This is a genomic window from Asticcacaulis sp. P2_B1 (genome assembly GCF_056404915.1).
Genome location: NZ_JBFUDD010000002.1, coordinates 325794 through 339591 on the forward strand (window position 1 = coordinate 325794; position 13798 = coordinate 339591).

The window sequence follows — 13798 nt, forward strand, 5'->3', positions numbered from 1 at the left end:
GGGGGACCTAACCCTGCGATGCCGAAGACGACATCGGCGGCTGGCCGTCGCTAATCGGCGTGAAGCGCGCAATGGCGTCCTCGACCTTTTGCAGCTGGGCGTCGCTGAGCTGCGATTTCAGCTTGGCGGCTTCCTTCGCGGCATCCTTGTCGCCGGAATTGGCGGCGATGCTCAGCCACTTATAGGCCTCGCTCGGATTGATCGGTACACCCTGGCCGCCTTCATAGAGGATGCCGAGATTGTACTGGCCGTTCTTGACGCCGCGCTCGGCCGCCTTGCGGAACCACACGGCGGCCATGCTGCGGTCCTGGGTCACGCCGTCGCCGTTATAATACATGGTGCCGAGATTATACATGGCGTTGGAGATACCGCCGTCGGCAGCCCTTTGCGTCCACTTGCGTGCTTCCACGCTGTTCTTGGCGACCAGATCGCCTTCGGCATAGACGTGGGCCAGGCTGTCCTGGGCCGGGGCATAGCCCTGGTTGGCGACCTGTTTCAACAGATCGACCGCCTTGGGTGATTTGGCGTTCAGGGCATTCAGGGCCAGATCGTAGCGTGTCTTCAGGTCCTGCTGATTGTCGAGCTCTTCGGCGGCGTCCGGCACGACGACAGCCGCGGCGATCGGAGCCGCATTGTCGGAAGAACCGGACGACTTTTTGGCCATGTTGTTCAGGACGGCGTTACCGCCCACGATACCGCCGCCGATGATCAGAGTCGCCACGACTGCCAAGGCCGAAGCCGCGGCCGCCTTGCCTGCCGTGCTACCGCTTTGCGGCGCCTTGCCCGGCTTGGGCTGGACACCACGCGAACGCGAAACGCCGGGACGCAAGCCGCCCAAAACGTCCTCATTCGGCGCTTCCATGCTGGCGCGAACGGCGGCGCGGGCGGCCGCCAGGGCGTCACGCGTCGAATTCGACACCGAGGACACCGGCACATCGTCATCTTCGAAAGGCGAATGCGGCAAGGGCGCCGAGACTTCGCGCTGGGCGCGCGGCGCGGCGAAGGAGGCGGCCGGACGGGCTTCCTGCGGACGCGGCGCGGTCTTGCGCGACACCTCAATCTCGGCGAACGGATCGCTGTCGTCGTCTTCGCCCACAGGATCCGCATTCAGACGATCTTCGTGGATCGGCGTGGCGGTATAGGCTTCGTCTTCGTCCTCGATGGCCGGCGCGTGCGCCACGGCCGCGTCATCGTCGAGGTCGTTGTCGTCGAACGGATCGAACTCGGGCTTGAAGTCGGTGACCGACTGCAGCAGATGACCGGTCAGGTCGAGGGCATCGGGCGGTGTGCGCAGGCGCGCCTTGGCGGGCTCGTCGTCGAAGCCGCCGGAAAATTTCGAAAACGGCGTCTTTTCGATATCGGCCGCGGGGGCCGCCGCCGCAACGGGCGCCGGTTGCTGCGCGACATGACCGAAGGGGCTGGGCAACTCCTGGGCTTCGACGCGCGACGGCTTGACCGCTTCGCTCAACAGGGTCTGCTTCTGGACCTGGGCCAGCTTCTGGTCGAGACGGCTGCGCGCCTCTTCCAGCATTTTTTGCGTGCGCTCTTCGCTCTGACGGATGCGTTGGGTCAGATCTTCGCGGGCCTGATCGCGCTGAACCTCGAACTGTTCGCCGATGGCGCCCAGGACTTGAGTGGTGCGGCGTTCCGATTCCGCTAGTTTGACACCAAGGCGTTCCGAAATACGGGCGATCTCGCCACCCAGGCGTTCCAGCGCCTGGGCGTGACCGCTTTCGACGCGCGCTACGCGGGCATCGACGGTTTCCGCCACGGTTTCGGCAACGCGGCGAACGTCGGAATTGATGCGCGCCAGGCCTTCGCGGCTCGAATTTTCAACGCCGGCCAAACGGCGGTTGAGGCTGTCGGCGACGCGCAGCACGTCCTGGCCCATCTTTTCGATGGCGCCGGCCGAGCGCTTTTCCGATTGTTCGATGCGTTCGTTGAAGGCCTTGATAGCCTTTTCGACCGATTCATTGGTGCCGTTTTGCAGGGCCTGCAACAGCTCCTGGCGCGAATCCTCGACGCGGCGCGACAGGTCGGCCGCCAGGCCGGTCAACGACCTGACCGCTTCCGGATCGCTGACATCGCCACGCTCTTCGGCATGGTTCAGACGGCCTTCCAGCAGTTTGAAAGCCTGTTCGAGATTGCGAATGGCGCCAGAGGTCTGGGCCTCGGCGGCTTCCAGCCGCTGCGCCATCTTGGCGACGACCTTGTCGATCAAGCTTTGCGCGGCGCGGTCCGGATCGCGCAGTTCGACCTGGGCCAGGCGATGCGACAGCCCGACAATGTCCCCGCGCACGTCCTTGACCGTCTCGCGCATGCGGACGTCGCCTTCGTAGAGCTGGTTGGCCAGCTTGCCGAGCGCACCTTCGACGGCACGAACGGTTTCGATGGCTTGCGGCGACTTGACCGCCTGCTCGACCTTGGCGACGCGTTCGCGTTCTTCACGCAGGTGGCCCGACAGGCCTTCCAGACGTTCGGCCTGGGCATCGATCAGGCGTTCGGCCTGCTCGAGACGGCCGGCAATGGCTTGCTGGTCCTCCTCAGTACGGCTGAGACGTTCGAACGACGACAGGACCTCTTGCGATTGTTCGTCGAGCTTGCCCTGCGTTTCGGCGTGGGCGGCTTCGGAGCGCTCCAGGCGCGACAGCAGGGTTTCGACGGCATGCGACACGCCGCGAACGGCGCCGGCGGAGCGCGTTTCCGAGGTTTCGATACGCGAGCCCAGGGTTTCCAGGGCGCGGGCAACGCGGCCGAGATCGTTGGAAGCCGGCGCCGGCTCAGGCTCATACCCGTCATCGTAACGCGGGCGATCTTCGAAAATCGAGCGGCGGCGCAGATCGCGCGACGCCAGCGGTTGGGCGGCGGATGAATAGGGCGGGGCCCGACGGGTCACGCGTGGCGCCTCAACAGGGTCATCACGATAAATCGGCGCGCGCTGGCTGCGCGGCACGAAGCGCTCTTCATACTCATCTTCATAGTCGATATCCGGAATGCGGCGGGCGGTCGCACGGGGCTGCGGCTCCCGGACAGTCTCCCGGACCGCTTCTCTGGCGGGCGCCTCACGGGCACGTTCGCGCGCGATCATGGCGCCGACGTCCTCGCCTTCGAGAATCATTTGGTTCAGCCACTCACCGAGTGTCATGCCGGAACGGCGCGCCAGATCCTTGGCGACTTCCCGCGCCTTCGCATCTATGCCTTTAACACTCCAAGGTGCGCCCGCGCTCATGCGATTCCCTCTAATACGGTCCAGACGCGAGCCTAGACTGCGTTATCTTGGGTGTAAACCCATTATTAACCACCAGATATGGTGTCTCGTTAATCTTCTGTGGAAATCGTCCGCCACCTGATCGCCCAACAGGCGAAACACCCCAAACAGGGCATTTTGCTTGCCCTCCGCCCGGTTCCGCGACATAGGAAAATCATGGAACTTACCTTGCCCATTACTGTGATTCTGCTGATTGTGTCAGCCTTAATAACGGTCTTTTTCGGCTGGATGGGCGCGCGCCCGTACAATCCTCACAAAGGGCCGCGGATGGTGCCGTGGCGCTTCTTGATGATGATCACCTTTACTTTCTGCCTACTGATGATCGTGCACCTGCTGACCGTCACCGGTTTGAAGACCGACCAGCCTATGCGGTTCTAACTGGCTTGCAGACCGAAGCGCGGTCCGCGAAGAGTTTAAACCGTCAGGTTTGAGTCGAGTGCTAGCCGGCAAGCGCTGCAGGTATAATAAATACCTGCAAGCGCAGACTGCGACGCAATCGGCCAAAGATGGCGGTTTTAACCTTCGCGGAAGCACCAGGCGATGATAGCCTTTTGCGCATGGATGCGGTTTTCGGCCTCGTCGAAGATGACCGACTGCGGGCCGTCGATGACGCCGTCCGTCACTTCCTCGCCGCGATGGGCGGGGAGGCAATGCAGGAACAGGGCGTCAGCTTTGGCCGTCTTCATCAGGGCCTCGTCGACCTGGAAACCCTGAAAAGCTTCGAGGCGTTCATCATGATCGAGGTCGCCCATCGACACCCAGGTGTCGGCCAGGACGACGTCGGCGCCCTTTACAGCAGCATATGGATCCTGCGTCACGGTCACCTTGGCGCGCGATTCCGAGGCAAATACCATGGCGTCCATTGACGGCTTATAGGCCGCCGGACAGGCGATATTGAGCGTAAAGCCGAACCGTGCCGCGGCATGAATGAAGCTGTTGCACATATTGTTGCCATCGCTGACCCAGGCGAGCGTCTTGCCTTCGATGGCGCCGCGATGCTCTTCGATCGTCTGGATATCGGCCAGTATCTGGCACGGATGCGACAGGTTGGTCAGGCCGTTGATCACCGGGATGGTCGATGCCTTGGCGAGACGCAGGACGTCGTCATGCTTGTTGGCGCGGATCATGATGGCGTCGACCATGCGCGACAGGACGCGCGCCGTATCCTCGATCGGCTCGCCGCGGCCCAACTGCATGTCGGACGCTGTCGAGATGATGACATTACCACCCAGTTGCCGCATCGCCGCGTCGAACGAAAAGCGCGTCCGCGTTGAGTTCTTCTCAAAGATCATGGCCAGGACGCGGTCTTTTGCCGGCGCATCGGCGTCGGCGCGGCCGCGGGTCCAGCCCTGACGGGCGGCCTTGCGGGCATGGGCATCATCGACGATAGCGCGTAACTCGGCCGTCGTCAGGTCGCAGATATCGAGAAAATGGCGGGCCATGATGTGTTCCCTCTGTTTTTTCTATTGCCCTCCATCATCGCCTTGACCAAGGCAACGCGGACTCCCCTTCGGGCTTACGCGGGAGTGTAACCTAAGCGGTTTCCTTGGCCTTGGCAGCGGCGCGGATGGCGGTGAAGGTCTTTTCCAGCAGGCCCAGGGCCTCGCGCGCCTCGGCTTCGCTGACATTGAGCGGCGGCAGCAGACGGACGCAATTGTCCGAACCGCCGGCAATCAGCAGCCCCTGGTCGCGCGCGGCCGTCATGACCTCACGGTTATTCGGCTTCAGCTTGATGCCGACCAGCAGGCCCTTGCCGCGGATCTCGTCGATCATGTCGGGCCAGGTCTGTTTGAGGCCTTCCAGCTGCTGCTTGAGATATCCGGCCTGCTGGCGGACATTTTCGAGCAGTTCCGGCTTCGAAATCTCGCCGAAGGCCGCCAAACCAACCGCCATGGCCAGAGGGTTGCCGCCGAAGGTCGAGCCGTGCGAACCGACGACCATACCGGACGCGGCGTCGCGGGTCGCCAGGCAGGCGCCGATCGGATAGCCGCCGCCGAGAGCCTTGGCGATGCACATGACATCGGGGGTGGCGCCCGAATATTCATAGGCCCACAGCTTACCCGTCCGGCCCATGCCGCACTGGATTTCGTCGAAGATCAGCAGCAGGCCGTTTTGATCGCAGAGATCGCGCAGCATCTTCAGCTCGGCGTCGGTCAGGGCGCGCGCGCCGCCCTCACCCTGGACCGGTTCGACCAGGATGGCGGCGGCGGTCGGGGCTTCGGCGGCGGCGCGGATGGCGTCGTGGTCGTCGAGCGACAGGTGGACGAAGCCCGGCAAGCGCGGACCGAAACCTGTGAGATAGGTTTCATTGCCGGCGGCGGTGACGGCCGCATAGGTACGGCCGTGGAAGGCGCCTTCGAAGCCGATAACGTCGATGCGCTCCGGATGACCTTTCGACGCATGGTATTTGCGCGTCAGTTTGAGCGCGCATTCGATGGCTTCGGCGCCGGAATTGGTGAAGAAGACCTGATCGGCGAAGGAAGCATCGCACAGCTTCGTCGCCAGATCGACCTGACCGGGAATGGTGAAGATGTTGGAGACGTGCCACAGCTTGTGCGCCTGGGCCGTCATGGCGTCGATCAGCACCGGATTGGCGTGACCGAGGCCGTTAACGGCGATACCCTGGACGAAATCGAGATAGGCTCGGCCTGATCGGTCATAGAGCCAGGCGCCTTCGCCGCGTTCGACCTCGATGGGCGCCCGCGCATAAACACCGAACAAATGATCGTCTGACTGGTCCATGATCAACATCCTGAAAACGACGAAATCCCCTGCGTCGTGACGTAGGGGAAGACAGATGCCTAAGCTGTGGGGGGCCTAGGCGCGCCTTTTGTAGACATCCGGCCAAAAAGTCAATAAACTTTGAGCCTGCCAAGGGTGTTGCACGGGGGAATGACATGGATGCGACAGTGCCGAAACCGATCCTTTCATTACTGCGCGGCGGCGGTTATCGCGTCAGCTTCGATGGCGTAGCCGATCTTGCCGGCGAAGGCCCGACGATTGCGGCCGCCCTGCAGGCCCTGTCAGCGGAAATCGCCCGCGTCTATGAGACGGAAAAAGGCGACGAAAGCGCCGCGACGGAGACCGCGCGGCTGCAGACCGATATCCTGGCCAACGACCGCTTCATCCGCGGCCACCAGCTGCAGAATTCGGTCATGCTGGCCGCGGCCATGGGCCTGATTTAGGCCTTCCCAGGATCCAGCCGCGTCACCACATGGCCGCGCGCCCTAAGCTGTGCCACCAGGCCATCCGGCCCGACCAGGTGCGCGGCGCCGACGGTAATAAAGACCGTCCCCTTGGTCTGCATCATGGTTTCGATGCGCGGCAGCCATTTCTGGTTTCGCTGCACCAGCAGGATGTCGTTGACGCGCGGTTCGTCGGCCTTTTGGCGAGCGACGACATCGGTGATCGCCTTCTGATCGCCATTACGCCAATATTTGACCATGACATTGATATCGCTGTCGGAGGATCCGGTACCGAAGTGCGCCGCCAGGGCGTCTTTCAGATCGTCCGTGCCGTCGTCGCCCAGGGCCTGCATTTGATAGAGATAGCCATAATGCTCGCGATAGGACTCGAAGCCGCCGGTCTTTTTCTTCATGTCGCGGGCGCGGTGGAACAGGGTGAAGTCGGCGCCGCGCTGGATCGAGAAGCCGCCGCCCATTTGATCGAGTTGCTGGACGAACTGGGCCATGGCCGCCGGTTTGACGCGGGCGACATCATCGAGCGTGTAATTATAGCGCGCCATCAGGATCTTGAGCTGGTTCTTTTCCGTGTCGCTCAGGCCGTTGAGCAGAACGGGCTTCGCCGCAAAGACGGTGCCGCTAAAGCCCTTGAAGGCTGGCAAATGATCGAGATCGGGCACTTCGAACCATGCCTCGTYGGCACTGTCGAACGCCTTGAACAGGCGCGCGTCCATCCRGTTGAGCTTCTGACGCAGGATATGGACGCTGCCGAAGAGGTAGATCGTCGTGTCGGCGTCCTTCATCACCCACAACAAGGGCGCGCCGGTCGGTGGGCCATTGGCTTCGGCGATATCGGGATTAACCGGCGCAGCAGCCGCGGCAACGACAGCGCCGTGCTTGGCCGGCGCCAGCAGGATGAAGGCGACAAGGATGACGACAAGAACAGCGCCCAAGCCCATCAGCCCTTCGCGCCACCACGTCGGCAAGGCGGTGCTGGCGAGTTTTGGGCCAGTGAGCTTTGGACCGGCGGGTTTGACGGCACTGCGCATACCCTGGCGCATCTGTTGCAGATCCATGACGCCCCTCTTCCGTTGTCAGGCGCGGCCAGGATAACAGAACGACTTTGACGCCCGGTTAACCGGTCACCGCATCCAGGCGCGTCACGGTGTGACCATGTTTGCGCAACTGGGACACCAGGCCGTCCGGCCCGACCAGATGGCCAGCATCGACAGTGACGAAAACCGAACCCGGGCGAGCCAGGGCCTTTTCGATCTGCGGCAGCCATTTTTGATTACGGCGGATCTGCAGCGCTTCGTAAACTTCGCGATCGGCGCGCGACCTGGCCATGACGGCGTCCGTCAGCGTCTTTTGATCACCGGTACGCCAGGCGTCGTAAGGCACGCTTAGACCGTCGACGGCGGCGATCGCCGGCGCACGGTTGGAATCGAGGCCCAGGCGCGGCTTGCGCAAGGCGTCGGCGCGGCGATAGAGGGCGAGATCAGCCCCGCCCGAGGCACGGGTCGGGACATAGGCAAAGCTTTGGGTCTCGAACCAGGCGCTCTCGGCGCTATCGAAAGCGGCATAGAGGCGCTGATCCATCCATTTGGACTCGCCGGCGATAGCCGGGACGCTGCCGAACAGATAGACGGTCGAGTCGGCGTCCTTCATGACCCACAATAGCGGCGAACCGGTCGGGCCCGCGGCGGCTTCGGCGGCGTCGGGATTGTCGAAGGCGGCGAACATGGCGATCGTCTCGACCGCCGGCTTGGCGCGGTAAGTGGCGACGCTGCCGGTGAGGAAGACGACGATAACGCCGGCGGTGGCAGCACCGACGATTGCCGTATCAAGCACCCAGCTCAACTGGCCGGTTTTCGGCGGAGAAAGGCGGTTATCCTCGAAACTGACAGACTTGGTCATGACCTGGGCCCTGCGTGTTATTGAGACAGGTCAGGGCGGCCTGCAAGTCGCGGGCCATTTCTTAAGGTTTTATTAACTAATGCCCTCGGGTCATAAAGAATGACCGATGGCATAAGCTTTTTTCAGCTCAATCGCCGCATGGCTCCTCGCATCAACTCGGGCGGGCGCTTGCCCGCGCCAACGGCGATTCTGGCAAGCTCATTCGCCGTTGGAATCGACTTTTTCCGCCGTAATACCATGGGCTTTCAGCATATTGAGCACGCTGTCCGGGCCGATCAGATGGGCGGTGCCGACGGTGATGAAGATTGTCCCTCGGCCGCGCAGCATGGTTTCGATCTGCGGCTCCCAGTTGGCGTTGCGGGCGACGATGACGCGCTGATACTCCCTCGGATTCTCAGCCTTTTCCTTGTCGATCAACACCTTGGTCAACTCAGCTTCGTCGCCGGCTTCCCAGGCGGTTAGCATGTCGCCCAGCAGCTGCGGCGTCTCGTCGGCATCATCAATAGCTTCACGCAAGGTAGCGATGTCTTCGGCGTCATCCTTCGGCACCAGGAACTGCATCTGCTGGTCGGCGGTTTCGAAACCATGGATCGGCTTGCCCAAGGCGCGGGCGCGATGGGCCAGGGTGACATCGACACCGGTTTGCGCGTCGTAACCCAGGGCCTGGATTTGCTTCTGCATGATGACCAGCCCGACCGCCCATTTGCGCAACCCCATCAGCCCGCGGCTGCTGAGACCATAGGGCGCCAGCAGCCCATCAAGCCTGACGATCTCATCCGGTGTCAGGCCATCGGTCATATTATTGGCGGGATTGACGAAGTATTTTCGCGCCGCCTGCATCATGGCCTGGGTGTCGTCGACGTCGGGCAGTTCTTCCCACAGGCTGTCGGCACTGTCGAATTTTTGCTGAATAGCTGGCGTCAGCCACGTCACGCCGTCCTTCATGACGTGGATACTGCCGAACAGATAGATGGTCGAGTCGTCGTCCTTGATGACCCACATCAACGGATGCGGCGACATGGCGGCCGCGGTCCCAGCGGGGATTTCCGCGTGTGCGGTCAGCGGCACAAGGGCTGCGATCAGTCCGAATAGCCAGGATTTCAATTTCATACGCATATCCCCCATCAAGCTTCTCTATTCCGGCAAGAAGATGTCTTCAATGCGCAAGGCGAACAGATCGGCGATTTTGAAGGCCAGCGGCAGGGACGGATCGTATTTTTCCGTCTCGATAGCGTTGATCGTCTGGCGCGATACATTGAGCCGGTCGGCCAGGTCGGCCTGGGACCAGTTGCGCTCGGCACGGAGGACCTTGATGCGGTTTTTCATGAGGTGGATGTGACCGTCATGACCGTCTCATACGCACGCCGGTGACAACCAGCAAGACGATCGCGGCAACAATCAGAACGGCTGAGCCAATATCGAACAGGCGGTGCCATAACGGCTGGACTCCGGGATGATCGAGGTGCCGGGCGGCACCACCCATGGCGGCGCCGCTCCCGGCCACGATGGCGACCAAAGCGCCCATGCGACGGCGGCGGGTCGGGATTGGGCCGCTCATCGGTATTTCGCCCACGATACGACCTGGCCGATCAACAGGCCAATGACAAACGGCGCCATGCCGAAGACGCGTCCAATGATAAACCCTTCTTCTGCTCCATCCAGTGAAGCGAGAAAAGCCCGTGAGGCGTGCGGAAAAAAGAGCGGCAGGGCATTGGATACGGCATAGATGACAAAGCCCAGGATGATGCCGGTCTGGGCGGCCAGGCGTTTCTTGGCGACATGGAACTCGTCGCTCGACTCCGCCTTCATGCGCCGCACATTGACGAAGAGATAGATGAAGACACCCACCATGACGAGGTCGGCTATGTAGCCGTAGATCGGAAACTGCAGTTGCCGCGACCACATCAAATTGAGACCGCCAAGCAGGCCACCCAAGAGCCCAAGGGTAAGTATCCCGGCGATAAAGGGCCATTTTGACGTTTTCATGTTGAACTCCCCACAGGAAATGACAAGGAGCCTTTACATGTGCCGTTACGTCATGTCAAGCATACTTGTCATAATGTCTATAAAACTTGTCACCACGGCACCGGCGTTAAGCCTGTTTCGACATATAAAATTCACCCTTTTCCCTTATGAATCCTTGGCCTGAGCTTTGCATGGGTGGCTTCGCTATCGTTACACTGTACCAAATTGCTTCCCAATAAGGCTCCCATGCTCAGTAGCTCCCCCTCTGAAGAGCATTACGCCACCGCCGATGTGTTTCAGCATGGTCCCGCCGTGCCAAAGCCTGCCGTGTGCGTCATCATTCCCACCTTCCGCCGGCCGGAAGGCCTGGCGCGCGTCATCGCCTCGGTCCATGCTCAGACCGGCACGCAAGGCTATGCCGTTTCGATCCTGGTTTGCGACAATTCGCCCGAAGCCTCGGCCCGCGCCACTTTCGACGCCCTGCCCGTCCGCCGCGACATGCCGCAGCGCTATATCCACGAACCCAATACCGGCCTGGCCAATGCCCGCAATGCCGCGGTCACGGCGGCCGCGGATGCGGACTTCATCGCCTTTGTCGATGACGACGAAGAGGCCAGGCCCGACTGGTTGTCACAGCTGCTCAGCGCCCAAAAGACGTTCGGCGCGGACGCTGTCTTCGGACCGGTCGAGGCCCGCTTGCCGGCGACCCTCAAACGCTATCACCCCTATTTCCAGACCTTCTTCTCGCGCATCGGGCCGGACAGTTCGCAGGTCTTCAATCAATATTACGGCTGTGGCAATTCGCTGGTCCGCGTCGCCGCCTTGCCATCGACCGCGCCATTCAGCACCTTCCAGAACGAGATGGGCGGCGAAGACGACATGTTGTTCAGCGGCATGTTGCTGTCCGGCGCCGTCATGGCCTGGTCCGCCGAAGCCCATGTCTACGAAGACGTGCCCGCGGCCCGCGCCCGGTTGCGTTACACCCTGCGCCGCGGTTTTGCCTACGGTCAGGGCCCGAGCCATGCCGAGGGCCTGAACGGCCGTTGGCTGCAATGCGCCTATTGGATGGTCAATGGCCTCGCTCAGGCTGCGGTGTTTACGGCGCCGGCCCTGATCATGCGCGCCTTCAACCATCCGAAAGCCGCCTATCTCCTCGACAAGGCCGCCCGCGGCTGGGGCAAGTTCCTGTGGTATCCGCCGTTCAAGCTGAAATTCTACGGCCAGGCGATGCTGAAGAAGAAGGCGGCATAGTTCACAGACGCGATTTTCACCACGCCTGCCATCCCCTCGCTTTCAGCCACTCTGCCGTCAGGTCGATTTCGCCTTCGTTGTCGGTGCCCGGCACCATCATGACGATCTTGCCATTGGGCCACACGACATAGGTCGGATCGTAGGATCCGCCTTCCGCGTGATAGCGATRCTGGCTGAGCAGCAGGTAACCGCGATAAGGCCCGGTGCGGATGACCGCCAGGTTATTGCCGCTGGTGACGTATTTTTCCTTGCCGGTGGCGATATTGACCTGATGGATGGCGTCCGAAGTCACCCAGGCCGTCGCCATGACATAGACAAAGCCACCATCGAGCGAAAATGTTGGATTATTGATCTGGCGCAGATTGCGTTCGGCCTTGTCGTTATCCGGGTGTGGCTTCAGAAGTTCGCGGACCTTGCCGGTATCGCAATCGCCGATCCACAGGGCCGCCGTGTCCATGCGCCCATCTTCGGTTTCCACCTGCGAGCTGCGAACAAAGGCGACCGTATGACCGTCGGGCGAAAGGGCCGGCTGGTCATCGACGCCGGCGGAGGTGATCGCCTTATCGTCGCAAAGGATATTGCCGTCCTGGACGGTTACCGCCGCCCGGGCCGAACCGTCGCTTAAAGCCATTAGCGCCGTCAAAAACCAGATATTCATACCGGAACCCTCCGTCGTTTCGAATAGCATCGATGCGCAGCTAAGCCGCGTTACGAATACCGTTAGGCGTAAATGTTCTTGTTATGTTCTGGATAATCGCTATAATGGCGGCATGCCTGCCTCGTTCTACAAAAACATCAGCCCCGATGCTCTGCCCGCTCTGCCGCGCAAGGGCCGCGGTTCGGTGTCCAACCGGCCGCCGTCACGTTTCGGCCTGGCCGATCGCTATGACATCGACGACGGCTGGAGCGATGCCGAGCGCGACGAATGGGCCAAGGCGCGGCGCGAAACCGTCCTGGGGATCGATACGGCGCGCAAGATCATTTCGCGCAACACCTCGCCCGATGTCGGTTTCGATCAATCGATCAATCCCTATAAGGGTTGCGAACACGGCTGCATCTACTGTTTCGCCCGCCCGACCCACGCCTATCTCGACCTGTCGCCCGGGCTCGATTTCGAGACGCGAATCTTCCGCAAGCCCGATGCCGCGCAACTGCTGCGTCAGGAACTGTCGGCGCGCAGTTACAAACCCGGACCGCTGGTGCTCGGGATCAATACCGACGCCTATCAGCCGACCGAAAAGACCGAACGTATCACGCGCAGCCTGCTGGAAGTGTTGTACGAATTCCGCCATCCCGTCAGCATCGTCACCAAGTCCGCCCTGATCCTGCGCGACCTCGACATTCTGGGGCCGATGGCGGCGCAGGGGCTATTTTCGGCGGTTCTGTCGATCACCACGCTCAATCGCGAGCTATCGCGCCTGATGGAGCCGCGCGCCGCCACGCCCCAGAAGCGTCTCGACACCCTGCGCGCCCTGAAGACCGCCGGCGTGCCGGTGTCGGTGCTGGCGGCTCCAATGATCCCCGGCCTGACCGATCATGAGCTGGAAGCCATTCTAAAAGCCGCCAGCGAAGCCGGCGCCGACAAGGCCGGCTATACGCTGATACGTCTGCCGCACGAGGTGGCGCCCTTGTTCGAGGAATGGCTGCATACCCACTATCCCGACCGGGCGGACAAGGTATTGAACCGCATCCGCCAATGCCGCGATGGCAAGCTCTACAACGCGAAGTTCGGCGAGCGCATGACCGGGACCGGCAACCATGCCGACCTGTTGAACCAGCGTTTCCAACTGGCGGCGAAGAAGTATGGGCTGGACGGTTCAAGGCGCGGCATGGACGATACACGCCGGAAGCTGGACTACAGCCAGTTCCGCGGCGGCGATCCACAGATGAGCTTGTTTTAGGGTTGACCAGAGCTCGGCGGCGGAATGATTTGCTTTGCCTTGCGCGCCTGGTCTAACGCTAGAGTGTAACGCGCGCACTTTTCCATGACCCACCCGACAAGCCAGAAAAGCGCCAAAACGGCCAATTCAGGCCACAACGCTCCGTATTTTTCCGCCGCAGGCTGCGCCCACCTTTGCCAGATATCGATGGCGACAATGACAGCGGAAGCAAAGCGAAAAACGTAGCTCATACCGAGAGTTATATAGACGCCAGGTATGCCCCAACGACCAGTATAGGCTTTTTCGCGTTCATACTGCTCCAGCGACCTGCCCAT

At 61.7% G+C, this 13798-nt stretch carries 15 protein-coding genes; 4 read left to right on the top strand and 11 right to left on the bottom strand.

The window, feature by feature from the left end; translation table 11 throughout:
* Nucleotides 1–7 precede the first annotated feature (7 nt).
* Entirely contained in the window at nucleotides 8–3229 is a 3222-nt protein-coding gene (locus tag AC1DX3_RS05915; RefSeq protein ID WP_476988320.1) for an SEL1-like repeat protein, read from the bottom strand.
* Nucleotides 3230–3424: 195 nt separating this feature from the next.
* On the opposite strand from AC1DX3_RS05915, the gene AC1DX3_RS05920 reads away from it, so the two are divergent.
* Nucleotides 3425–3646 carry a hypothetical protein gene (locus AC1DX3_RS05920; protein ID WP_476988321.1) on the top strand — a complete coding sequence of 74 codons (222 nt, stop codon included), beginning with the start codon at nucleotides 3425–3427 and terminating at the stop codon, nucleotides 3644–3646.
* A 137-nt stretch (nucleotides 3647–3783) separates the two neighbouring features.
* Here AC1DX3_RS05920 and argF read toward each other — a convergent pair whose 3' ends face one another.
* Nucleotides 3784–4710 (bottom strand): ornithine carbamoyltransferase, encoded by a 927-nt coding sequence (gene argF / locus AC1DX3_RS05925; RefSeq protein WP_476988322.1) that lies wholly within the window; start codon nucleotides 4708–4710, stop codon nucleotides 3784–3786.
* 91 nt (nucleotides 4711–4801) lie between these two features.
* Entirely contained in the window at nucleotides 4802–6010 is a 1209-nt protein-coding gene (locus AC1DX3_RS05930) for an acetylornithine transaminase (protein ID WP_476988323.1), read from the bottom strand.
* A 155-nt stretch (nucleotides 6011–6165) separates the two neighbouring features.
* Here AC1DX3_RS05930 and AC1DX3_RS05935 point away from each other — a divergent pair, with 155 nt between their 5' ends.
* A complete protein-coding gene (locus AC1DX3_RS05935; protein WP_476988324.1) occupies nucleotides 6166–6453 on the top strand; it encodes a hypothetical protein in 288 nt (95 codons plus the stop codon).
* Here AC1DX3_RS05935 and AC1DX3_RS05940 read toward each other — a convergent pair.
* The 6 genes from AC1DX3_RS05940 to AC1DX3_RS05965 all read right to left on the bottom strand — a co-directional run bounded on the left by AC1DX3_RS05940 (nucleotide 6450) and on the right by AC1DX3_RS05965 (nucleotide 10353).
* On the bottom strand, nucleotides 6450–7526 hold the full coding sequence (locus AC1DX3_RS05940; protein ID WP_476988325.1) for a TraB/GumN family protein: 1077 nt from the start codon (nucleotides 7524–7526) through the stop codon (nucleotides 6450–6452). The genes AC1DX3_RS05935 and AC1DX3_RS05940 overlap by 4 nt on opposite strands.
* A 58-nt stretch (nucleotides 7527–7584) precedes the next feature.
* Entirely contained in the window at nucleotides 7585–8367 is a 783-nt protein-coding gene (locus tag AC1DX3_RS05945; RefSeq protein ID WP_476988326.1) for a TraB/GumN family protein, read from the bottom strand.
* Between the two features lie 198 nt (nucleotides 8368–8565).
* On the bottom strand, nucleotides 8566–9477 hold the full coding sequence (locus AC1DX3_RS05950; protein WP_476988327.1) for a TraB/GumN family protein: 912 nt from the start codon (nucleotides 9475–9477) through the stop codon (nucleotides 8566–8568).
* Nucleotides 9478–9501: 24 nt separating this feature from the next.
* Nucleotides 9502–9693, bottom strand: a complete 192-nt coding sequence (locus AC1DX3_RS05955; RefSeq protein WP_476988328.1) for a helix-turn-helix transcriptional regulator — start codon at nucleotides 9691–9693, stop codon at nucleotides 9502–9504.
* A 16-nt stretch (nucleotides 9694–9709) separates the two neighbouring features.
* Nucleotides 9710–9925, bottom strand: coding sequence for a hypothetical protein (locus tag AC1DX3_RS05960; protein ID WP_476988329.1), 216 nt, complete (start codon nucleotides 9923–9925; stop codon nucleotides 9710–9712).
* On the bottom strand, nucleotides 9922–10353 hold the full coding sequence (locus AC1DX3_RS05965) for a hypothetical protein (RefSeq protein WP_476988330.1): 432 nt from the start codon (nucleotides 10351–10353) through the stop codon (nucleotides 9922–9924). The genes AC1DX3_RS05960 and AC1DX3_RS05965 overlap by 4 nt, the downstream gene beginning before the upstream one ends.
* Nucleotides 10354–10578: 225 nt before the next feature.
* Between AC1DX3_RS05965 and AC1DX3_RS05970 the strand changes: the two genes are divergently transcribed.
* Nucleotides 10579–11583, top strand: a complete 1005-nt coding sequence (locus tag AC1DX3_RS05970; RefSeq protein ID WP_476988331.1) for a glycosyltransferase — start codon at nucleotides 10579–10581, stop codon at nucleotides 11581–11583.
* Between the two features lie 16 nt (nucleotides 11584–11599).
* On the opposite strand, the gene AC1DX3_RS05975 is transcribed toward AC1DX3_RS05970, so the two are convergent.
* Nucleotides 11600–12241 (bottom strand): TolB family protein, encoded by a 642-nt coding sequence (locus AC1DX3_RS05975; RefSeq protein ID WP_476988332.1) that lies wholly within the window; start codon nucleotides 12239–12241, stop codon nucleotides 11600–11602.
* Nucleotides 12242–12353: 112 nt separating this feature from the next.
* Here AC1DX3_RS05975 and AC1DX3_RS05980 point away from each other — a divergent pair, with 112 nt between their 5' ends.
* Nucleotides 12354–13484, top strand: a complete 1131-nt coding sequence (locus AC1DX3_RS05980) for a PA0069 family radical SAM protein (RefSeq protein WP_476988333.1) — start codon at nucleotides 12354–12356, stop codon at nucleotides 13482–13484.
* Here the strand turns inward: AC1DX3_RS05980 and AC1DX3_RS05985 are convergent.
* The gene (locus AC1DX3_RS05985) at nucleotides 13481–13798 is read right to left on the bottom strand and encodes a hypothetical protein (RefSeq protein WP_476988334.1); all 318 of its coding nucleotides are present in this window, start codon (nucleotides 13796–13798) and stop codon (nucleotides 13481–13483) included. The genes AC1DX3_RS05980 and AC1DX3_RS05985 overlap by 4 nt on opposite strands.

Coding starts and splice junctions, on each gene's coding strand:
- AC1DX3_RS05920 (WP_476988321.1), top strand. CDS start 3,425: ATGGAACTTACCTTGCCCATTACTGTGATTCTGCTGATTGTGTCAGCC.
- AC1DX3_RS05950 (WP_476988327.1), bottom strand. CDS start 9,477: ATGAAATTGAAATCCTGGCTATTCGGACTGATCGCAGCCCTTGTGCCG.
- AC1DX3_RS05930 (WP_476988323.1), bottom strand. CDS start 6,010: ATGGACCAGTCAGACGATCATTTGTTCGGTGTTTATGCGCGGGCGCCC.
- AC1DX3_RS05960 (WP_476988329.1), bottom strand. CDS start 9,925: ATGAGCGGCCCAATCCCGACCCGCCGCCGTCGCATGGGCGCTTTGGTC.
- AC1DX3_RS05915 (WP_476988320.1), bottom strand. CDS start 3,229: ATGAGCGCGGGCGCACCTTGGAGTGTTAAAGGCATAGATGCGAAGGCG.
- AC1DX3_RS05965 (WP_476988330.1), bottom strand. CDS start 10,353: ATGAAAACGTCAAAATGGCCCTTTATCGCCGGGATACTTACCCTTGGG.
- AC1DX3_RS05945 (WP_476988326.1), bottom strand. CDS start 8,367: ATGACCAAGTCTGTCAGTTTCGAGGATAACCGCCTTTCTCCGCCGAAA.
- AC1DX3_RS05935 (WP_476988324.1), top strand. CDS start 6,166: ATGGATGCGACAGTGCCGAAACCGATCCTTTCATTACTGCGCGGCGGC.
- argF (WP_476988322.1), bottom strand. CDS start 4,710: ATGGCCCGCCATTTTCTCGATATCTGCGACCTGACGACGGCCGAGTTA.
- AC1DX3_RS05980 (WP_476988333.1), top strand. CDS start 12,354: ATGCCTGCCTCGTTCTACAAAAACATCAGCCCCGATGCTCTGCCCGCT.
- AC1DX3_RS05985 (WP_476988334.1), bottom strand. CDS start 13,798: ATGGGCAGGTCGCTGGAGCAGTATGAACGCGAAAAAGCCTATACTGGT.
- AC1DX3_RS05970 (WP_476988331.1), top strand. CDS start 10,579: ATGCTCAGTAGCTCCCCCTCTGAAGAGCATTACGCCACCGCCGATGTG.
- AC1DX3_RS05955 (WP_476988328.1), bottom strand. CDS start 9,693: ATGAAAAACCGCATCAAGGTCCTCCGTGCCGAGCGCAACTGGTCCCAG.